At 39.1% G+C, this 21,140-nt stretch carries 24 protein-coding genes and 1 tRNA gene; 10 read left to right on the top strand and 15 right to left on the bottom strand.

Annotated elements, in window-relative coordinates; translation table 11 throughout:
• Positions 1-5: 5 nt before the first annotated feature.
• The gene (locus OXU73_01380) at positions 6-374 is read right to left on the bottom strand and encodes a hypothetical protein (protein MDD9867965.1); all 369 of its coding nucleotides are present in this window, start codon (positions 372-374) and stop codon (positions 6-8) included.
• Positions 375-428: 54 nt separating this feature from the next.
• Between OXU73_01380 and rpmA the strand changes: the two genes are divergently transcribed.
• The 5 genes from rpmA to OXU73_01355 all read left to right on the top strand — a co-directional run bounded on the left by rpmA (position 429) and on the right by OXU73_01355 (position 2,882).
• Positions 429-701, top strand: a complete 273-nt coding sequence (gene rpmA / locus OXU73_01375) for a 50S ribosomal protein L27 (GenBank protein ID MDD9867964.1) — start codon at positions 429-431, stop codon at positions 699-701.
• The gene (locus tag OXU73_01370) at positions 691-1,191 is read left to right on the top strand and encodes a hypothetical protein (GenBank protein ID MDD9867963.1); all 501 of its coding nucleotides are present in this window, start codon (positions 691-693) and stop codon (positions 1,189-1,191) included. The genes rpmA and OXU73_01370 overlap by 11 nt, the downstream gene beginning before the upstream one ends.
• A gap of 190 nt (positions 1,192-1,381) precedes the next feature.
• Positions 1,382-1,753, top strand: a complete 372-nt coding sequence (locus OXU73_01365; GenBank protein ID MDD9867962.1) for a hypothetical protein — start codon at positions 1,382-1,384, stop codon at positions 1,751-1,753.
• Positions 1,754-1,839: 86 nt separating this feature from the next.
• Complete coding sequence (locus tag OXU73_01360; protein MDD9867961.1) at positions 1,840-2,244, top strand: hypothetical protein; 405 nt, start codon at positions 1,840-1,842, stop codon at positions 2,242-2,244.
• A gap of 80 nt (positions 2,245-2,324) precedes the next feature.
• Positions 2,325-2,882 (top strand): hypothetical protein, encoded by a 558-nt coding sequence (locus OXU73_01355; GenBank protein MDD9867960.1) that lies wholly within the window; start codon positions 2,325-2,327, stop codon positions 2,880-2,882.
• Between the two features lie 52 nt (positions 2,883-2,934).
• Here OXU73_01355 and OXU73_01350 read toward each other — a convergent pair whose 3' ends face one another.
• The 3 genes from OXU73_01350 to OXU73_01340 are packed head-to-tail and all read right to left on the bottom strand — an operon-like array spanning position 2,935 to position 5,634.
• Positions 2,935-3,978 (bottom strand): fructose-bisphosphate aldolase class I, encoded by a 1,044-nt coding sequence (locus tag OXU73_01350; GenBank protein MDD9867959.1) that lies wholly within the window; start codon positions 3,976-3,978, stop codon positions 2,935-2,937.
• Complete coding sequence (gene rplI, locus OXU73_01345) at positions 3,959-4,402, bottom strand: 50S ribosomal protein L9 (GenBank protein ID MDD9867958.1); 444 nt, start codon at positions 4,400-4,402, stop codon at positions 3,959-3,961. The genes OXU73_01350 and rplI overlap by 20 nt, the downstream gene beginning before the upstream one ends.
• Positions 4,399-5,634 (bottom strand): S41 family peptidase, encoded by a 1,236-nt coding sequence (locus OXU73_01340; protein ID MDD9867957.1) that lies wholly within the window; start codon positions 5,632-5,634, stop codon positions 4,399-4,401. Before OXU73_01340 ends, rplI begins: the two co-directional genes overlap by 4 nt.
• A gap of 83 nt (positions 5,635-5,717) precedes the next feature.
• Here OXU73_01340 and cysS point away from each other — a divergent pair, with 83 nt between their 5' ends.
• The 3 genes from cysS to OXU73_01325 all read left to right on the top strand — a co-directional run bounded on the left by cysS (position 5,718) and on the right by OXU73_01325 (position 9,254).
• Positions 5,718-7,148, top strand: a complete 1,431-nt coding sequence (cysS, locus tag OXU73_01335) for a cysteine--tRNA ligase (protein ID MDD9867956.1) — start codon at positions 5,718-5,720, stop codon at positions 7,146-7,148.
• A 92-nt stretch (positions 7,149-7,240) separates the two neighbouring features.
• The gene (gene dnaB, locus OXU73_01330) at positions 7,241-8,623 is read left to right on the top strand and encodes a replicative DNA helicase (GenBank protein MDD9867955.1); all 1,383 of its coding nucleotides are present in this window, start codon (positions 7,241-7,243) and stop codon (positions 8,621-8,623) included.
• A 1-nt stretch (position 8,624) separates the two neighbouring features.
• Complete coding sequence (locus tag OXU73_01325) at positions 8,625-9,254, top strand: toprim domain-containing protein (GenBank protein ID MDD9867954.1); 630 nt, start codon at positions 8,625-8,627, stop codon at positions 9,252-9,254.
• Here the strand turns inward: OXU73_01325 and rplU are convergent.
• Entirely contained in the window at positions 9,251-9,565 is a 315-nt protein-coding gene (gene rplU / locus OXU73_01320) for a 50S ribosomal protein L21 (GenBank protein ID MDD9867953.1), read from the bottom strand. The genes OXU73_01325 and rplU overlap by 4 nt on opposite strands.
• 198 nt (positions 9,566-9,763) lie before the next feature.
• Between rplU and OXU73_01315 the strand changes: the two genes are divergently transcribed.
• Both OXU73_01315 and OXU73_01310 read left to right on the top strand, forming a co-directional pair.
• Positions 9,764-10,231: a hypothetical protein gene (locus OXU73_01315; protein ID MDD9867952.1), complete on the top strand. Its 468-nt coding sequence runs from the start codon at positions 9,764-9,766 to the stop codon at positions 10,229-10,231.
• A gap of 202 nt (positions 10,232-10,433) precedes the next feature.
• The gene (locus OXU73_01310; GenBank protein ID MDD9867951.1) at positions 10,434-10,601 is read left to right on the top strand and encodes a hypothetical protein; all 168 of its coding nucleotides are present in this window, start codon (positions 10,434-10,436) and stop codon (positions 10,599-10,601) included.
• An 81-nt stretch (positions 10,602-10,682) separates the two neighbouring features.
• On the opposite strand, the gene OXU73_01305 is transcribed toward OXU73_01310, so the two are convergent.
• The 10 genes from OXU73_01305 to OXU73_01260 all read right to left on the bottom strand — a co-directional run.
• Positions 10,683-11,750 (bottom strand): DNA recombination protein RmuC, encoded by a 1,068-nt coding sequence (locus OXU73_01305; protein MDD9867950.1) that lies wholly within the window; start codon positions 11,748-11,750, stop codon positions 10,683-10,685.
• Between the two features lie 46 nt (positions 11,751-11,796).
• Entirely contained in the window at positions 11,797-14,478 is a 2,682-nt protein-coding gene (locus tag OXU73_01300; protein MDD9867949.1) for an HAD-IC family P-type ATPase, read from the bottom strand.
• 8 nt (positions 14,479-14,486) lie between these two features.
• A complete protein-coding gene (locus OXU73_01295) occupies positions 14,487-14,774 on the bottom strand; it encodes a hypothetical protein (protein MDD9867948.1) in 288 nt (95 codons plus the stop codon).
• A 26-nt stretch (positions 14,775-14,800) separates the two neighbouring features.
• Entirely contained in the window at positions 14,801-15,223 is a 423-nt protein-coding gene (locus OXU73_01290) for an SET domain-containing protein (GenBank protein MDD9867947.1), read from the bottom strand.
• A gap of 315 nt (positions 15,224-15,538) precedes the next feature.
• Positions 15,539-16,108: a phosphoribosylglycinamide formyltransferase gene (gene purN, locus OXU73_01285; protein MDD9867946.1), complete on the bottom strand. Its 570-nt coding sequence runs from the start codon at positions 16,106-16,108 to the stop codon at positions 15,539-15,541.
• A 1,819-nt stretch (positions 16,109-17,927) separates the two neighbouring features.
• On the bottom strand, positions 17,928-18,371 hold the full coding sequence (locus OXU73_01280) for a YciI family protein (GenBank protein ID MDD9867945.1): 444 nt from the start codon (positions 18,369-18,371) through the stop codon (positions 17,928-17,930).
• A 13-nt stretch (positions 18,372-18,384) separates the two neighbouring features.
• Positions 18,385-18,873, bottom strand: coding sequence for a hypothetical protein (locus OXU73_01275; GenBank protein MDD9867944.1), 489 nt, complete (start codon positions 18,871-18,873; stop codon positions 18,385-18,387).
• A gap of 158 nt (positions 18,874-19,031) precedes the next feature.
• A tRNA-Glu gene (locus OXU73_01270) sits at positions 19,032-19,103 on the bottom strand.
• Between the two features lie 23 nt (positions 19,104-19,126).
• Positions 19,127-20,425: a UDP-N-acetylmuramoyl-tripeptide--D-alanyl-D-alanine ligase gene (locus OXU73_01265; protein MDD9867943.1), complete on the bottom strand. Its 1,299-nt coding sequence runs from the start codon at positions 20,423-20,425 to the stop codon at positions 19,127-19,129.
• Between the two features lie 49 nt (positions 20,426-20,474).
• The coding region (locus OXU73_01260) for a penicillin-binding transpeptidase domain-containing protein (GenBank protein MDD9867942.1) at positions 20,475-21,140 on the bottom strand (666 nt) is incomplete at its 5' end.

Raw genomic sequence — 21,140 nt, 5'->3', positions numbered from 1 at the left:
ATTATTTATTTACAAGTCTTTGATTTTGTATAGCCCGCTATTTCTGCTTCCTTTTCATTTGAAAAGTAAATTTTATTCTCTTCTTTTATTCTATTTCCACCAGAACAGCTGGGAAGATAATATCTTGTCCCATTTTTAGACGCCACTATCTCTCCCCTACTATTCCCTGCTTGGTTTTCTGTATGAACAGGGGGCGTTGTGCTCACATCCTCAAATATGGCGTTCTCAGCGGGATAATACACCTCAAACTCGGCTTTAGGTGGCGTTTTTGCGGACAATCTGCCAAGAAAGAAGGATGTTATGGCAAGCAAAAAAATAATTATTATAATATACCACCCATACTTGCCTGAAATGCCGTTTTCTTCTATACTCATATTATAAAGATGGATTTATTCACTTACCATTTTTGTAGTATATCATAATTTAGTATGTCAACAAAGAAATCAGGTGGAAGTTCAAAGAATTTACACGATTCAAAACCAAAATATCTTGGAGTAAAACTTGCAGATGGTGCCCCTGCCAAAGCGGGTTCTGTAATAGTGCGACAGAGAGGGACGAAATTTTTAGCAGGTAAAAATGTTGGAGTGGGCAGAGATCATACTTTGTTTGCCCTCAAAGAAGGTAGCATTAGTTTTTCAGAGAAAAGACACAAGCATTTTAACGGCAAGGTTTATATAAAAAAGGTGGTTCATGTCACATAATTATCACAGTGCGCATAATCGCATATTGTCCATTCTTGATGAGAGCGGCTGTCTTTATGACAGGTTTGAACATATCCCAGTTGTTACAAGCGAGGAAGCAGCCCAAGTCCGACCCAATGAATACTCCATTGAGGACTCTGCAAAATCGTTAATTGTAAAAGCAAGAAACAATGACAAGCGCACTACTTTTTTTGTCCAGCTTGTGATACCAGGAGATGATCGTTTCAAAGAAAAAAGAGTTGCAAAATTACTTGGTGCAACGGAAGTTACTTTGGCATCTTTAGAAGAACTTGATAAACTCACAGATGGGCTTGAGCCAGGCAGCATTCCCCCATTTGGCACTTTATTTAATATACCCGTATATATTGACACGATAACAGCAAACAGGCCAAGGATTGTCTTTAACTGTGCGGACAGAAGGGTTAGTGTGGCGGTTGATACTTCTGACTACCTAAAAATAGTAAGACCTAATATTTGTATAATTGTATAATTTATAGTATAGTTTAGATACGAGGTTTTGGTCTTATCCAATCCCTTACTGTTCTTTTTCAAAGCCACGATTTGTGGCAGGAGGTAGGAAGATGGAGTTTGTATATACTTATTCTGTGATGGGACACCCTCTCGGCTTTGTTTGGCTTGCGGGGTTTTGTGTATCTTGTGTCATATTAGCCTTTTCCATTTTGGAAGTAGACTGGTATAATGCATGCAAGAGTCTTGATAACGGGTCTATCCAAAAACTCGAGCCGGTCTTTAAGGTAATGTACTACATATTCATATATAATGTAGTCATACTCGGCGCCCTTCTTTTTGTTGCGGATGTGGTTCCGTGGTGGGCATGGGTCATCGTGTTGTTTTGGCATGTCTTTGTTGCCGGCATTGCCGCCATTTTGGCATATCCAGTCAAGATAGCATTCTATCTCGTGACCAGTGTAGTAAAAGGACTCTTTTATTTCCTTTTTGAGGGATTGGGAGTCGTTTTCAAAAAGCTCTGCAAATCGTGTAACATGCCGTTCACTAGGTTGTACGACAAACTTGTGGAAACGATAGATTAAACTACACGAGCCACACACACCAGCCCCGCACTTGAGCCATTTGGCTCGGTGCGGGGCTTTGTCTTTTCCACATTTTGTGGTATCATATGAATACAAGGTTTTGGTCTTATCCAATCCCTTACTGGTCTTTTTCAAAGCCACGATTTGTGGCAGGAGGTAGGAAGATGGAATCCCTGTCGTTTTCAGGCGTTGGTTGGTTTGTCTTCGGTCTTTGGTTCCTTGTTAATGTGTGTACAGGTTACATCATACTTACTTTATGGTTCGAAGAAGAAGGCTTGAGCAAAGGAATTCGTAGGATAATAGCTCGCACTTTCTTGTTTAATGTGGTTGCACTCATCATACTCAATTTCACCGTGGAGTCGAGTACTGAATGGTATTCTCCAATAGCCATATTATTCGGAAACATCATCCTTGCAGTGGCTAGTTTAAGCATACCGGCTGTGTTTGCCCTGTTCGGTTTGGTGATGATGTGGTTGTCACCAGAAGAATAATGAGCCACACACACCAGCCCCGCACTTGAGCCATTTGGCTCGGTGCGGGGCTTCGTCTTTTCCACATTTTGTGGTATCATATGAATACAAGGTTTTGGTCTTATCCAATCCCTTACTGTTCTTTTTCAAAGCCACGAATTGTGGCAGGAGGTAAGAAGATGGAATTTGTGGAGTTTGTTATGGTGAGCGAAGCAGGGGGTTTTTTGTTGGGGCTCTGGAGTGCCCTTATGATAATCGTCTTTGGGTTCATGTTGATGAAAACATTTGCCCTGCAAGGATCCGGCGCCTTTAAATACGGTCATTTTTCTACAATTCCAAGTGGAAAATGGAAGCTTGGATCTCTTGAAGAAAACAGGGAAAACTTGAAGATGATGTGGTATGCTTCCTTGTTCAATGCAATCATTTTCTGCAATGTTTATTCCTTCCTTGAAGCGGTTCCATGGTGGTTCGGGTTTGTTTTGCTTTCTACACCCATCCTTTTTTTGGTTGCTTGTCACATCTTGGGCTTGGCATTCCACAAGGTGCTTTTCTATGTGTTTAAGATAACAGAGGGATCTTTTGATATTCTCTTTCGGGCACTGGAACGCATACTCACCAAGTTCACCAAGTCACTGAAAAATGGAGATGCCACTCCGTGATCACCGTAGCCACAGCAAAGGGATTTGCTGTGGCTTCACTTTTTCATATGCCCTATTCCGCAGAAATCCCTTCACGCGCCATCGCGGTTTTTTCAAGCACTTTCATAAATATCTGTTGGGCTTCTCCTTTTTTATTTCCTATCCCCAACCATCTTCTCAAGGCATCATCTTGTAATGCCCTACCAAAAGAATAACTTAAATCAAACGGAGCCCTTATCTCATCCGCCATTATTTTTATCGCATTTAAATTTTGCCTTGACTCAAAAGCACTCTGCCCTCCCGACAAGAACACAACGCCACCTATATCATGCGGAGTTGTCTTGCATAAAGCGTTCATAGTATGCTCTGCTACTTCTTCGGGGTCCATTTTTGTCTGCGCATTTTTTCCAGAGGTCGCCATTGATGTTTTGAGTATTATATGCTCAAACGATATATTTTGTTTCTCAATCTCTAAATAGAGCCGTCTTAAAATTTTTTCAATCACTTCCCCTGCCTTTTCTGCGGTGTGTGCGCCATCTGACAAAACTTCTGGCTCTACGATAGGGACAATACCAGCATCAACACACATCCTCGCGTATGCCGCAAGGTCTATTGTGTTTTTTGAGATTACTATATTAGACGGCATTTCATTTCCAAGTATGTGAAAGACACATCTCCATTTTGCAAACAGTGCGCCCCCTTTCTTAAACTTCTCCAATCTGTTTGGCAAGTTTTTCAACCCGAGTGTCACTCTTTCTATAGATGTGCCTTTTGTTGGAACTGTCCCTTCATCTACTTTTATCCCTGTTATTATCCCAAGATTTTCCAAAAAATTAGGAAATGGAATCTCTCTCAATATGTTTTGGTTAAATGTTTCTTCAGACAAAATCACGCCTGTAACATATTTTTCTATCCCTTCTGTTGTAACAAGCAAATCTCTGTATTCCCTTCTCCTATCCACGCTTGGGGTTATGTCAAGCGACTTGAAGCGCGTGTTCATAGAGGAAGGTCTTTCATCTGCTGCCAAGATTCCTGCGTAGGGTCGCATGAGAGCCCTGACCACGCGGGCAAGAAGTGCGCCACGCATCTTTTCTTTTTTATTGTATCGAACGAACATATATCTTTATATCTTTTGATATGCTCCCAAGGGTTATTTTTGCCATATATTCACCAACCTTTTTTATCGTTTCTTCTGCCATCTCTACCTTTGGCTGTGTTTCTATGCCAGAAACTTTTACAATTTCTTGTGCTATGTCCTTGTCTGTTATCTTTTCAAATAAATTTTCTTGCTCGTTTGCTTTTTTCTCCATCACCAATGAAAAATTATTTTTTACAAGATAATCAGACAACTTCTCTAATTCTTCTGCTGTGTGTTCTATTTTTTTCTCTTCCCTCTCTTTCATATTCTCAAGTATCTTTTTAGTCACCGGCACTGCTATATTGTTTGGTATCAGATAATTCATCGCGAAGCCATCTTTAACTTCCACGACTTCGCCGCTTGACCCAACCTTTTGTAGTGATTTTTTCATTAATACCTTCATATTTTTTCTTTAAGAAATTTTACCGCTCTCTCAACAACCTCATCAACTTCTGTATCTCTGTCGTCTTTTACAATTATGCTTGGCTCTATTCCATCTCCAGAGATAAATGTCCCGTCTGCAGTTTTCCAATGAGATATGGTAACTTTTAGGGATGCCTCATCCTGCAACTCAAAAAATCTCTGAACGGAGCCTTTTCCAAATGTTTTAGTCCCGATTATAGTTCCCACATTGTGATGTTCCAACGCACCGGCAAGTATTTCAGATGCTGATGCGGTTCCTTCATTAACCAAAATAGCCATAGGTGGATTGTTGCCCTTGAAAACATTATAGCCCTTGCTTATGTGCGCTTTGTCTTCTCCTCTTCCATCTAACGGTGTTTGATACAAAACAACTTCATTAAAAGGTAGGAAAAAACTTGCCATCTCAACGGATGCTTCAAGCAAACCGCCAGGGTTGTTGCGAAGATCAATTATCAGCGCTTCTGCATCTGACTTTATGAATTCTCTTAATGCTAAGCGAAAATCAGAGATGGATCTGACAGAAAAATTAATTATTTCTATTATAAATATGCCGTCACTTCTTATTGATGCCTGTATTGATGGAATTCTTATTATGTCTCGCACAACATCAACATCAAATGGCTCCCGACCTTCTCTTATAATTGTGAGTGTTACTTTTGTTCCTCTTTCCCCTCTTATTCTTTCAACCGCTTCTTCTGTGCTTATCCCTCTTGCATCCACTCCATCAATTTTTGTTATTATGTCTTTTCCTTGCAGACCTGCTTTTTCTGCCGGTGTTCCTTTGAGTGGTGCAACTATTGTAAGAAGTCCGTTAGCAGTCGTTATGTGTATTCCAACACCACCAAATTGCCCTGTTATAATATCTGAAATAAATTTTTCTCTATCTTTTTTAGGGAGAAATGTTGTGTATGGATCTCCAAAAGATGAGACAAGACCGCGAATCGCACCTTCTACTTTTTCCTCGTCTGTAACTTTTTCTTTATCTGGGTTTGGAATAAAACTTTCATCAAGAATCTGCCATGTCTCCCAGAATAAATCTAAATCAACATCATATTGATTTGTTGGGTAATCTCTCGTGACTTCTTCCATTCCCTGCTTTTTAAATGAGTAGATGTCTTCAGAAACTAAAACTCCAACTCCCACGGCAAAACCAATAAGGACATCTGTTATTATTCGCACTCTTTTTCTGTTTTTACTGCTTCTTCTATACATTTTATGACTTTTATATAAACAATTATAACCTAAAAAATGAAAGATGTGTAGGTTGTGCTATACTTTACTTTATATCAATATCAATGTTTTCATTTTTATCAAAATTAGGAATTGGTTCTAAGAGGAAACCGCTATATCTTAGCAATACGCTCACCGACAGAAAAGAGCAGTTTATTCCCATATCAAGCAAAAATATAACCGTTTATACCTGTGGCCCCACCGTATATGATAGGGCTCATATAGGCAATCTGAGAGCTTATGTATTTGCGGACATTTTGCGAAAAACACTTGTTTCCTCTGGGTATAGGGTTAAATATGTCATAAATATAACAGATGTGGGTCATCTAACAGATGATGCTGATTTGGGCGAAGACAAGGTGGAAAAAGCGGCAAAATCTGCAGGGATGAAGGTGCGTGATGTTGTGGATAAAATGACAGGATATTTTTTCTCTGATCTTGATTCTTTGAGAATAGAGAAAAAGGAATATATCTTCCCCAAGGCGACTGATTATATAAACGAGCAAATAGAGATGATAAAAAAATTAGAGGCTCTTGGTTACACATACAAAATAACAGATGGCGTTTATTATGACACTTCAAAATTCAACCGCTACGGATTGCTTGGGCGGATAAGATTTACAGACAGAAAAACAATTGGGAGGATAAAAGAGAACAGAGAAAAAAGAAACCCGTCAGATTTTTGTCTTTGGAGATTTCCAAAAGAAGGGGAAAAGCGACAACAAGAGTGGGACTCCCCATTTGGCGTTGGCTTCCCTGGTTGGAGTATAGAGTGTTCTGCGATGGCATTAAATCTTCTTGGAGAAAAAATAGATATACATACAGGTGGGATTGATCACATACCGGTTCATCACAACAACGAGATAGCCCAAACCTCAGCAATAGTTGGTGGCACGCTTGCTAACTATTGGTTGCACAATGCTTTTATAACTATGAAAGATAAAAAAATGGCAAAGTCTGAGAACAACACGATTTTACTTGATGATATAAAAGACAAAGGCTTATCTCCCCTTTCATACAAATATCTTTTACTAACAGCGCATTACAAAAGGACTATGAATTTTAATTATGAATCACTTGAAGGCGCATCAATAACGCGGAACAGAATGATAGAAATATATAACGATTTGAAAAATGAGAAGGCAGTGGCGGACAACTCTTTCAAAGAATCTGTTTTGAACGCACTATATGACGATCTGGACACGCCAAAAGTGTTGGGCATACTCTGGGAAGTATTAAGGGATGATGGCGCAAAAAATGGCGTAAAAAAATATGCTATTGAATTCTGTGACAATCTTTTATCTTTGGGTATTGTAGATAACCCACCTATAAGCGTTCCGTCTGAAGTAAATCAATTGGTTAAAGAAAGAGAGGAAAAACGAAAGAAAAGGGATTTTGACGGAGCGGATAAATTGAGGCAAAAGATACAATCTTTTGGTTTTGATATAAAAGACACCAAGAAAGGTCCTGTCATTGTTCCCTACGGCAAGAAATAAGTCGTGCGGCGTGTTTTCCACAAATTCTTATAGACACTTCCCACCTATCCACCTTTGCTTATTGTCGCGTGGAGGTAGTAAGATAATAGTCAATGGAAAACGATTTCAGAAAACTACCTTATGATGAGGAAACAGAAAGAGCGCTTATCGGTGCGATTCTTATAAATCCAGAAATACTTTTCTCAATTTCTGACATAATCACTCATAAAGATTTTTATATCCAGACACACAAAAGCATTTATGATGCGATATCTTACCTATACAAAGACAACAAGCCAATAGACATTTTATCAGTCGCTTCGGTATTAAAAGATAAAGGTGAGATTGATGAAGTTGGCGGACATAAATATCTCGCCACCCTCTCCAACTCTGTCACATCTTCCATCCATGCCCCACACTATGCATCTATCATAAAGAGAAAAAGCATACAGAGGAATTTGATACAAGCGGGAGAAAAAATTGCTCAAATGGGATATGAAAAACATGAAGAGGACTTGGAGCAATTAATCGGTGAAGCAGATAAAACAATTTATGATATATCTTTAACTCAAGATGTTCAAAAATACAAAGCCATCGGACCTGAACTTTCAGAGGCGTATTCAAGGTTTCAAAACCTTAGAGATAACAAAAATAAAATTCGTGGTGTAAGAACTGGTTTTGATTCTCTTGATAACATGTTGGCAGGATTACAAAAATCAGATTTGATAATACTTGCAGCAAGACCTGGAGTTGGTAAAACAGCTCTCGCACTTGATATAGCAAGAAAGAGCGCAGTCTCACACAACACAAAAGTTGGTATATTCTCTCTTGAAATGAGTGCACAACAATTAATTGATAGAATGATTGCATCACAAGCACAGATTGATGCGTGGCGTTTAAGAGTTGGACGGATAAATTCTGATGATGATTTGGTTGTAATAAATGATGCGATAGATATGTTATCAAGAGCCCCTATATACATAGACGACAGACCTGCAAACTCTATAACCGCCATCAGAACTGCGGCTCGAAGGATGAAAAAAGAAAAAGATATAGATCTTGTTATTGTGGATTATCTGCAGCTTATAACCCCCTCCACCACCAGATACAACGACTCTATGGTCCAGCAGATAACGGAAATATCCCGTTCTTTGAAACAATTGGCGAGAGAGCTTGATTTGCCCGTCCTTGCCTTATCCCAGCTTTCCCGTGAGATAGAAAAAAGAGGAGGAAGACCGCGACTTTCAGACCTGAGAGATTCAGGTTCTATAGAGCAAGATGCGGATGTTGTGACATTTCTTCACTTCAACCCAAGAGATGTAGAGGATAGGATGGATGATCATAATGTTCAGATATTGATAGAAAAACACAGAAACGGACCAACAGGAAAAACAGAGCTACACTTCAACAAGAGGAAAATAACATTTAACGAACTTGCAAAAGAAAGTTATGACGAAAGCACTGTGGGGATGAGCTCAGAAGAAGAGCAGGTATAATATGATAAATGACGAAAGATTTCTGCGTCTAAAGAAGTTCTTTACAAGTTTCTCTGGCATAGGCGAAAGACAGGCAAAAAGATTTGTTTATGAACTGTTACGAATGGACGACAAAAACATAAAAGAAGTATCAGAAGCGATGAACTCTATCGTTAGAGATATAAAAAAATGCGAGGAATGTGGCTTGTTTTGTAATCACTCGGTAAATAAAAAATGTAATATATGTGGTGATAAAACAAGAGATGGAAAAATTGTTATGGTGGTTGAAAAAGATTCTGATGTGTATGCCATAGAGAGCAGTCAAGAATACAAGGGTAAATACATCGTTTTGGGGAGATTAATCCCTATGACAAACTCACAAGAAGACAGCGGAGCCCTTAGTTATTTTCACAACACTATAAAAAAGATGGTAAATGAAGGTCTTGGAGAAGTTGTTCTTGCGTTTTCTGCGACACCAAATGGCGACCATACAACAGATATAATTCAGAACTCAGTATCAAAACAATTTCCAAAAATAAAAATCACCGTTTTGGGTCGCGGTCTTTCCTCTGGGTCTGAGCTTGAATATTCTGATGCAAACACAATCCTCCACGCCATAAAAAGCCGTAATTCTTTGAATAAAAAGAATTAAGCGTTTTTGACCTCAGTTATTTTTACTTTTGTGTACGGCTGTCTATGTCCGTAATTTCTGAAGTAGTTTATTTTCCTCTTAAATTTGATAACAGACACCTTCTTCCCTCTTATTTCACTCTCTATCTTGCCACTCACCTTTGCCCCCTTGAGATAAGGATCTCCCAATTTGGTCTCTTTCCCATCATCAATCAAAAGTATCTTTTCAAATGAGATTGGCTTCCCCACTTCCTCATCTATTTTCTCAATAGTTATAACATCGCCTTCCGCGACTTTATATTGCTTTCCACCTGTTTCAATTACTGCAAACATGATAATAATTGGATATTTTAAAACATATATGAGAATTTTGCAAATCTACTGGACTTGACATATTTAGGGTATATGATAGTATAAAAGCAGTTGCTCTTTCATATAGGGCTTTCCATGATGGATTGCGCTTTGTAATTCATCTGCTTTCGGTTTTTGGCAAAACCTAAGGAGGTATACGCCATGCGCACACTTTTGTCCATGTTGATGGGCGCTTTTATCTCGATTCTTTCTCTCCCTCTGCTTGGAGGGCACGGAGAGGCGACTGCCGGAGTGATGGCTGACGGAGGGATAGCGACCAAGTTTTTTCATCAGAGTTCAACTGATGAGAGCATGATTCCTCTCCCTCCCCCCGAGACCCCGCCTGCTGATATCGACCCTCAAACCTTGGAGGAAGACATCCTCGCAAGTAAGATAGAGGGTCCCCTTTTCGCAGAGAGGACAGAGATTGTTGAGGGCAAATGCCATCTTCAAAAAGGTGGCGAGCTTTACAACTTCAGTCTCAATATTGACAAAAAGAGGAGGAAGGTAGTTTTCGGGTATTACTATTACCCACCTTCCCCTTCATCCGCTCAAGATGAGAGCCTTTCGAATTATTGTGATGGAGGCATCGTTACGATGATACTCCAATACGATACTTCAGAGGACGATCACCAAGATCACGGATGAAACCTTGATTGGGTAAAGCCCCAGCACCCCCGACCCACAAGTCGGGGGTGTCTTTATTTATTATCGCTCGTGGCTTCGCCACTCGCTGACGCAACTCGCAGGCTCGTTGCGGTCGGACCTATTTTTCCAACCTATTCCGTTCGCCCCCACACCTCGCGACCCTTTCATACCTTGATTGATATGTTATTAGATATGTGATAATATGATTTTTAGGTTCTTTTTAGGAAAAACAAAGGAGGTAGAGTTATGTATACAAAATGGTTTGATGGAAGAGTTTCTTGGGATTGTCGCGCTTGCCAAGCGACAAACAGTTTCTCAAATGAGAAAGTCGTGTCTCCCATTTGCGGATATTGTGGCGCAACTGGGTTGAATCCTCCCACTCCGCAATCCCGTTAGTTCCCATGAAGCCCAGACGATTCTCGTCTGGGCTTTCCACTTCTTTAAATAAAAACTACAGCGGTTTTTCAATCTCTGAGGGGAGCAAGGGTTTCTCACTGCTATCGGTTATTTTTATAATATCTTTATCAAGCATTACAAGATTTTTATATGCGATATTGTAGTGATTTACTGCTGTGCTTAAACTATTTCCCATTTTCCCTATTATCTCAACTGATTTTCTGCTGTGTTTATGCAAACTGGAGAGCTGTTTGATTATATCTTGTGTCTTTTTCTCAATCTCCAAAGTTTTAAGCCCTTGCAGGACTGTCTGTAAATACGCGAGAAATGTCGTTGGTGAAACTATTATTACTTTCTTTTGAGAATACGCGTATTCAATCAGATTCTCACTTGTCACACCAGACCCAACTTTATTTGTCAGCAAATCATAATAAAGTGTTTCTGAAGGGATAAACATAAAAGCAAAATCCATAGTCCCCTCTTCTGGCTTTATATATTTTGATGTCTCATCTATCCTATTTTTCAAATCTGTCTTAAACTGCTTTTGATATTGTTCTCTCTCAGAGTCTGATGATGTTTCTATCATACGGCGATAATTCTCAAGTGAAAACTTTGCATCAACCGGCAATATCTTGTCATCCAACCGAATTATCGCATCAACCCTATCTCCGCCCTTAAACTCATATTGCGTTTCATATATTCCTGGAGGAAGTATGTTTATCAATATGTTCTCAAGATAATATTCACCAAGCTCGCCTCTTTGTTTTGGGTTTGAGAGTATTTTTTCTAATTGACCAAGTTGCTCTGTAAATGAAAGGGTCTGCTTCCCTATCTGTTTCACCTCTGAAAGTTCTTTTGTAACGCTTTCTATAACTTTCTGCGAACTCTCTAATTGTTTTTCAAGCGCTCGCTGTGTCGTTTCTCCACTTTTGTGCAATCTGTCATCAAAACTCTTTTGCATCCCACCCAACTGCTCTCTGAGAAGTTGCATCTCTTTTTGCAAAATGCCCTCCTCACCGTCAGTGTTCTTTTTTGCCTTCTTTGCATACAAAAAAGAAATAAAGCCAGCAAGAGCCGCAAAAACAACTATCAGCAAAATAGCAACTGTTAATGATATTTCCATTACCGATTATGATACTACACAAAACACAACATCACAAATGACGGTTTTAGCTCGCTGTTTTCATGTCTGGTGTTTTGTTTATTATCTTTCTTTTTGCTATTTCAATTAAAATGAGATCAATTATTCCAACCAAAACACCTATCACAAAATAAATGTATGAAAACTCTGTAAGTGACAATAGATTTTGCAGAGGAGTTATGAAGAATGCGAGGAATAACAGCACTATTGAGATTGCTATAGCGCCTACAAGATGTTTGTTATCAAACAAATTGGTCCTCCAGCACGGCTTTCTAAGATTTTTAAGGGAGAAAATTAGGAACATAGAATCAATAGATAATGCAACAAATACAATGGTTCTCACGACTTCTATAGACAAATCAAACTGAAGTAAGACAAAATACAGCGCACTCAAAGTGGCACCTGTTATTAACGCCATCGCCATTATAAGTCGCTTCATCTCTTTCGTTATAATCCTTCTCTGGGCAGGCGCATCTCTTGTTCCTTTCTCAAACGCAAATGCAAAACTAATAAATGCTTCCTCAATCAGATTCGCCCACAAAATCTGTGCGGGCAAAAGTGGTATGGCGACACCAACCAACACCGCTGACCCAACGAGGATAATCTCACTAAAAGAAGTAGAGAGCAGATATAGAACTATCTTTCTTATATTCTCAGCAATTTTACGCCCCTCCTCTATCGCTCTCACTATGGTTGAGAAGTTGCCTGACTTTTTTACAAGTATGAGGTCAGACGCCTCTTTTGCAACCTCTGTCCCAGAATTAAGCGCGATTCCTATTGAGGCGTGATGAAGTGCCGGAGCATCGTTTATCCCGTCCCCTGTCATCGCAACAATCTCACCTCTTTCTTGAAAAGATTTACAAAGTTGTAGCTTTTGTTTTGGCGACATCCTTGAGAACACCTGAGTATTTTCTGTTATTTCATCATATTCACTATCTCCCATTTCTTCAAGATCACTGCCGTTTATCGCCATAGGTCCTTTATTATTTTCATCATCAGCAATTCCAACCTCTTTTGCTATATGCACTGCGGTCTGTTGGTTATCACCTGTTGCTATCACAACCCTAACACCCTTTGACTCTATATCTTTAACAGATTCTGCGACACCAACGCGAATCGGATCGGTGAATAAAAGAAAGCCAAGAAAATGAGAATCCTGCATAAAGTTTTGACACTGCTTAGGCACATTCACACCATCAAAATCTTTTATAGGCGTATAACTAACGCCAATCACTCTGTCTCCTCTTTTGGTATATTTTTCTAAAAGTTCAAAAAGTTTTTTTCTTCTACCGCTTTCTATTTTTTGCAGAATACCCGAAGAGCCCGTAGTGTATTTTGATGCTTCAATAATTTTTTCTGGAGTTCCGACCGTATATGTATGCAACCCTTTGTCATCCTTGTTTATTGATGATGAATAACCGCGATTGGAATGAAAAGGACAATACGCCATCCTGACGCAGTATTTTTCAGTTGACTCTCTTGTTATGCCAAGCAACTTTGCCGAATCATATATACCGCGATCAATTGGACTTCCTGTTACAGAATCTTTATCACCTTCTTTGACGCTTTGGCCGTCTGTCCCCCATAGCGCAGCCAGCAAAAGCCTTCTTTCAGATGGCGAAAGGGCATCCTCTCTTTCACCATCTGCTCTAAACTCCCTTCCATCAGGCAAAATAAGGGATTGTAAACGCATCTGTCCCTTTGTTATGGTTCCTGTTTTGTCTGAGATTATGAGAGTTGTTGAGCCAAGTGTTTCTGTGGCAAGCAGGCTTCTCACCAACCCTCCGTTTTTCAGAAGTGTTATCATTCCCAAAACAAGGACAAAAGTGATGGCAACGGGCAGACCAGTCGGTATCGCAGCAACGGCAACCGCAATAGATGTCAAAAACAAATCAGCAATCGGAAAACCGCGCAAAAATCCAAGTATAAATATAAGCGCAATGGCAAATACTATTATGAAAGTAAGGAATCTCGCAAGCGAAGCGGTCGCTTTTTGGAGGGGCGTTCTGCCACCCTTTTCAAGCAATGTCTCAGATATTTTGCCTATCTGTGTATCTTTACCTATCTCTGTTACTATTCCTGCACCATAACCATCAACAACAAGTGTTCCTTTCCACGCCATATTCCCTGCCTCAAAGATTTTTGGTGCATGGGCATTTATCATTGTGTTTTTCTTTATAGAATCCCACTCCCCTGTCAAAGCCGCTTCATTTATAGAAAGATCTGTTTCTCGGACTATTCTCATATCCGCGGGAATGTGTATTCCACTTCTCAATAAAACAAGATCGCCTATAGTTAGTTCCTCACTTGGTATTTTTTTCTTTTTCCCACCGCGGATAACAATAGAAGGAAACTTTTGAAAATGTCTTAACTTTTGAAATGCCTTTGAAGCTTTTCCTTCTTGAATCAAACCTATAAATAAATTTATAAAAAAAGTTAGAAAAATTATAAACGCATCTGCATTCATATCCAAAGAAACTAAAACAATACCAGAAAGAAGAAGGATTAATGATATAGGATTTAATATCTTCTCTATGAAACTCTGAAAAAAACTTCTTTCATTTTTAATCTTTATCTCATTTGGACCATGCTCAGCATAACGCCTCTTCGCCTCACTCTCTGACAAACCTCTTGTAGCAGATGTTTTCAGATTTAATTCTACATCTGATATTGTTTGAAAAGACCAATTTAAACTATTTTTTTCTGACATAAAACTTTTTATGGAAGCGCACCTGATTCTTCAACTTGATTAGAACCATCTTCACTCGGGTGTATAAAAAAATCTCCTTCTTGTGGACCACCGGTATCAATCTCCTCACTTTCTTGTTGATCTGGAATTATAGAAGTTTCCGTTTTTTCTATAAGAGTAACATTGGTTATCACACCCACACCCTCATCCACTTCCTCATCTGCCGACTGATCTGGGATAAAAAAATAACTATAATATATGAAATAACTGATTGCTAAAAGAACCAATAAAATTATAAAAAAAATGAAAAATCGCATATATGGTCTATATTATAGCAAAAAATTCACCTACCACCTCTGTTTTTTAGGTGATATTGGCACTTACAACCCCCTTTCTTTATAAAATCATTGAAATACACCCTGCCGTAGCTATATGTTATCTCGCTTCCCTCCTTTATATTCTTTATCGCATATATGTATATTCTCCCCTTTGAATTGACCGCCTCGCAGTTTGGTCGGCATGAATGATTTATATACCTCGCTATATTCCACTTTGGAGAGCCATCTATTACCCTCCTTGAAGATATCTCAAATAAATACCTACCTCCTTTTTTCTCTGCTTCGTCAGAAGTAAGCTCATATCCTGTATATTCAGCAACAAACCGCCCATCAGGTATCCTTTCAAGCGTTTTCAAGCCAAGACCCGCGCTTGAACGGAATGCTTGCAACTTATACTTACCCTTTCTTATTTCTTTTCTTTTTTTCATTTAATAAAGTATATATCAAAATAATGATATGACAAGAGATTTTGGCAGAAGAAACCCCTGCGCTTTATATGGAAAGAACAGGGGTTTCAAATTTCCTTGTTGTCACCGTTCCATCTGAGTGCTGATTCCGTTGGGAATGGTTTTGGCAAACTCATTCACTTCCTCGGGAGTAACAACTATCTCGTGCTCGGCTTCAAAGGAAATTTCCTGTGGGTTGATGTTAAACATGGTTAGTACCTCCGTAATCATTTCTGCCCACTGATTATATTTTTCTATATATTGTGGAAAAAAGGCAGAAAATGTGGAAAAAGATTGTTAATAACTTTTCTCCAAAATTTCCCTTATAATACAAGGATAAATCGCATGTTCCTCCCTCAATACCCTCTCAGATAATGCCTCTGGGGTATCATTGGGGAAAGTTTTTACACATACTTGTTTTATTATTTCACCAGTGTCTATACCAGAATCCACCCAGTGAATAGTCACACCTGTCTCTTTCTCCCCTGCTTCAATAACACGGCGATGAGTATCTAAGCCAGGAAATTTAGGCAAAAGAGATGGATGTATATTTATCGTCCTTGGATAAGATAAAAGAAAATCTGCTGATAAAATCTTCATAAAACCAGCCAAAACTATTAGATTCGGTTTATAAATATCAGCAACCTTTTTAAGTTCTTTATTAAAATCATCCTTTTTATTAAAACCTTTACCATCAACAACCTCAGTTGGGATGTTGTAGTCCCTAGCTATATTAAGACCTTTAGCATCTGGATTGCTACTTATAACCACCTTTGGGCGTAAATCTGCTTTTAATATCGCCTCTAAATTACTACCCCTACCAGATATAAAAACAGCAAAATCTTTTGTTTTATTATCATTTCTCATAGTGCATTAAAAAGGGACCACACGGGGTGGTCCCATTCCCCCAACCACAGATGTGGTTGAGTCATGCAAAAGGGTTTAGGAGGTACAAGCTGACCCATATGGACTGCACTTTCTCAGGGTGCGCGAAAGGCTGTGGGTCTTGGTGACGATCAAGCTTCTATGAAACTCTACCGTTACCATTCGAGATTCCTTCCGGACGGTGCAACCGCACTAAATCAAAGGGTACCAACTCAAGGGTGAGAATGTCCTTTTCAGGACCTCCTTTTTAGGATCCTTGTCTTTTAGTGCGAGTGTCTCCATCATACCTACCTCCATCGCCCTATTTATAATACTATCATAAGTGGCATATTTTTGTCAAGGGGGCAAATTTTTCGTCTATTTATCATTTCTCATAAAATAAGCCACCCAAAGGGGTGGCTTGTGAAGGTTACGTCATCTTACTCAAGGATGCGCATAAGAGCACTTTCTCTTAAACATCTCACACAAGTAAGGACCAGTGGGTCTATGGCACCCATCAAATGGTCTTAGCATCATATATGTATCGAGTACATACATATCAATTATCCCATGCTTAAATTGACTAACGCCAAAATAAACATGTATGATGCTCCTGTGCGGAAATGTCTCAGACCTTCCACTATTAATACTATCACAGATGGCATGTTTTTGTCAAGGGGTAATTTTTCGTCTATTTATCAGTGATTTTTACCCCATAAAACCATTAAAAAGGGCTCCGCCGTTTATAGACGAAGCCCCGGTTAATGAAAGGCGGAGGATACCATCTTACTCAAGGATGGATATAAGTAGGAGAAAAAAAGTCTCTTCCTTAAACAACTCACACAAGTAAGGACCAGTGGGTCTCTAGCGCCCATCAAATGGTCTTAGCATCTTTTCAGGATTTGAGTTGCATCATATTATGTATTCTTTGTAAAAATACGATGCTCCCGTAGCTTAAATTGACTAAACGCCAAAATAAACATGCATGATGCTCCTGTGTGGAATGTGTCTCCTCACACTTTATATTAAAGGCCTTCCGCTATTAATACTATCATAAGTGGCATATTTTTGTCAAGGGGCAAAAAATAACCCACCCGCAATGGGGTGGGCATATGTCGGCATGGTTTTGCCGCTCTTTGTTCTCTGCTCTAAACAAGCCAGAACAATAAAAGTTAGGGGAAGGACACCCTACAAGCAACCCCTCTCTTGGATTACTAATAGGATGTGGAATTTGAGACAAGATACCACTTTAATCGGGGAGGATTATCCAACTGCTGGGCCGTTGGAAGGCCAACCTCATCTCATCTTCCCTTTACAATCCCTTTTAACTCTGCAGCCTCGCCGTGTGACTAACCGAGCAAAAAGAATCATATTCCCTTCCACTATTAATATTATCAAAACAGGGGTTATTTTGTCAACAGGGTCTATATAAAAGGAAAACCCCAGCTTGGCAACGATCCTTGTTGCGAAACTGGGGGGATTAGAAAGGTTTCCTTTCCACCCTTAATCTATCATAGGCGGCATATTTTTGTCAATAGGCAAAAAAAGACCGCCTATGGGGGGCGGTCAGCACGCGGGCATGATGATATTTTGTTTCTTCTCTCCTCCATCACCGAAAGAGTAAAGCCGGTGCAAAGTTAGATGGAAGGGTGTTCCCTCGCAACAAGGAACTGAAAGGCTAAAGAAATCCCTCGTGGGGAGGTCCCAAGGGCCTTCGGAGAGAAGAGACCCTTGGAGAAATGGATTGTCTCTCACCTCTACCCTTCCTAATATTAATACTATCAAACTGGGTATTTTTGTCAAGGCGTATCTTTTTGTTTATTTAAGAACGCCCATGACTCTCTTTAGGTTTTTTCAGCATTTTCATTTCTCTAACTTCTACTATATCAATAAAACCAAATCTAAGATGCGGGCAAGTTCTTATTAATTTTATTACCTCTTCAAGATCATTAGCTTGCATTATAGAATATCCTTTCACATTCTTTTTCATCTCCGTACTTGTTTTTACGAAACCATACATATTTATACTAATAGGATTTTTTGTGACCAATCTTATTGCATCATACCTTTCTGATTTATCTTTTATTTTTGCACCTTCAACAGTATATATACCTATTTTTTTAGGGTCTTTTAGTGGAATGCCTGGCTTAAAAACAAATTTCTTTATGCTCTCTAACCAAGAAACCCATCTTCTCATATGTTCCCTTGCCTCTTCTGGACTATTAAAAGAAAGGGTTCCGCAGTAAAAAAATAAAAATTTCTTCATAATTTTTTATTGATTAATTTTTTAAACTATCTTGCTTTATTTTTGCATCTCGAATTGCTTGATGAACTTTTTGAATCGCCCTCTTTTTCTTATTTACTAAAACATATATATCGCCCACCAAAGATATATTTCTACCATCTCTTATGGCATCAATGCGGGCATCCATAGAATTTAATTCATTTACTAAATAAAGTATCCCATTTTTATATAATTCTACTGGAAGAGGAAAAAAACCAATACTTGAGTTCAAAAACGCATCACTTTTTTCTTTTATCTTAATTTTTATATTCTCTAAAATCTGTATATTTTTGCCAAGATCAAATATCCTTAGACCGTTTAAGTCTATATTTAATTTCTGAAAAGGCGCATCTTTGGTTGAATCAAGCTCACCTGCATAATCGGGGTTGGTTGAGAGCCATATAAAATCATCAACAGTTATATTAAGCTCTTTGTCTTTAAAATCATCTTTACTTTTTTTGCTACGAAAAGATGCAGACATCATATACTTTCATTATAGCACCTGAGAGACAATTTGTAAAGATGTAATTAAAACAATAGTCGGTCATATTTTGACTTATGTTCCTTCTCCCTTTCTCTCCCCTTTTGATGTTCTTTTTCATTACTTTTTCTCTCCAAATCGTTTTACATAAATTTATGATGTGACCCTACGGGGAATCGAACCCCGGTTTTCGCCGTGAGAGGGCGATGTCCTAGCCGCTAGACGATAGGGCCAATATTTTTATTTTACATTATAATCAACTCTTCCTCCATTCTTTGCTCTGTCTTACCAGCATATCTGAGCTGTTGGGGTCATCAAGAATTACAGCAACAGTTTTTTCCATGCGCATTGCTTGTGATCCTTTTATCAGTATCGTGTCCCCTGCTGTCATTTCTTCTTTCAATACTTCCGCTGCATCAAGCGAGTCTGTCGCCACTTTGATTTTCTTGTAATCTCTTCTTTCTTTCATAAGCGTTCTGCCCGCCTGTGCCATATCTTTACCAACAGTTATTATGGTATCACTGATTTCATAAGCGTGTTTCATCACTTTTAGATGTTCAAGTTTCGCATATTCGCCAAGTTCCTTCATATCCCCCACGACTGCAATCTTCTTCCCTTTTGTGTTTGATATCTTCTCAAAAGTATCAAGCGCTTTTTTCATCGCTATTGGCGAGGAGTTGTATGTGTCGTCTATTATCGTGCTGTCATTTCTCCCTGGATATACTCTCATCCTGCCCTTTGGCGATACATAATTAGCGGTTTGCTTTTGGAGTTCGTCAAGCGAAACGCCCAAGTGTAGTCCAACGGCAAATGCATACAAAATGGGATAAAAATGATGCTCCCCTATGACACCGTTTATTGTCACTTTCTGCACTTCGCCATCTTTTGTCTTTATTTCCCCACTCACCAGTCCGGTGCATTCGTCTGTTATCTCAGAAAAAACATTTACTGCCCTCACATCCGCCTTGTCAGAGAAACCTATTGAAACAACTTCAACACCAGAACTGGCTGCTTCCTTAAAAACAGAAGATCTTTCATCATCAACATTAATTATCAATAGCCCGTTTTTTCTGAGGGCGCGAACGAGATATGCTTTTTCATTTTCTAAATCGCTTACACTTTTGAAATTCTCAATATGGACGGGCACGGAAGACATCTGGGTCATGCATACAATGTTTGGTCTAAACCACTCTGCCACTTCTTGCATGTCGCCTGGTTCGTCTATTCCCACTTCAAGGACCAATTTTTTTGGATAGTCCCCTGCGTATATAAAGCTCCTAAAAAACGCAACGACCATATTTTTTGTCCATATAAAAGGGTTGTTAAATCCGCTCTTGAGATCAAAAATAGAGAGTGGCAGTCCAAAATCAGTATTGTAATTCCCTTCACTTTTTCTACTGTGCTTTGGTGTGGCTATTGAAAATATCGCATCTTTGGTTGATGTCTTGCCTACACTACCACCCACGGCTATCGTGGTTGGTTTTTTATTTTTTAATATGCGTTTTGCAAATGCTATTAATATCTTTTTTATTACTCTCTTGAAAAACTGTTTCATAATTTCATATTCATAAAAACTATTTTATGTTTTATTATTTCATTCTCTTTTATCTATCTGGCTGTATATCATAATATGATATCAAGTTATCGACTATTCTCATAAATGGTTTTGTCATGCTTTCTGAGGCATATCTTGCGCCTTCTGGCTCTATTGTAAACATAAACACCAAAAACTGAGGGTCTGATGCTGGGAAATACCCGAAGAAAGAGTGGAGATATTTGTCATCATAATATTTTTTAGTCGCTGGATTAACAAGTGATGCGGTTCCAGTTTTTGCTGCTATGCTGTAGTTTTCCTTTGCGACTGTTCCGCCAAGAAGTGATTCATCAACTGTTTTAACAAGCATCTCTGTAACTTTGTCGCTGACTTCTTTTGAAAAGACTCTTTGGACTTCTCCTGTTGTGTTTGTTCCTTTTTTAATTATCTTTCCATTTTTTCTTGTGTGTTTAACGACACGAGGTGTTGGAAGGGTTCCGCCACTTGCGAGAGCGGACAAGGCGCGCACCATCGCGATGGGCGTGACTGAGATTCCGTGTCCATAACCTGCGGTGACATACTCAACATCTCTGCCATTATCAAAAAGATTGCCGACCTTCCCTCTTATCTCATTTGGCAAATCAATTCCTGTTTCTTCGTGAAACTTCAGCGCCTTTATTCGTTCTTCCATTTCTCTATTGCCCATATCTTTGACAATCGCGGCGATACCAGTGTT

This window comes from Candidatus Campbellbacteria bacterium (genome assembly GCA_028817035.1).
GTDB lineage: Bacteria > Patescibacteriota > Minisyncoccia > Phycocordibacterales > JABAAK01 > JAPPQH01.
Note: the sequence above shows the minus strand (reverse complement) of the source record. Positions and strands in the feature narration are given on the sequence as shown.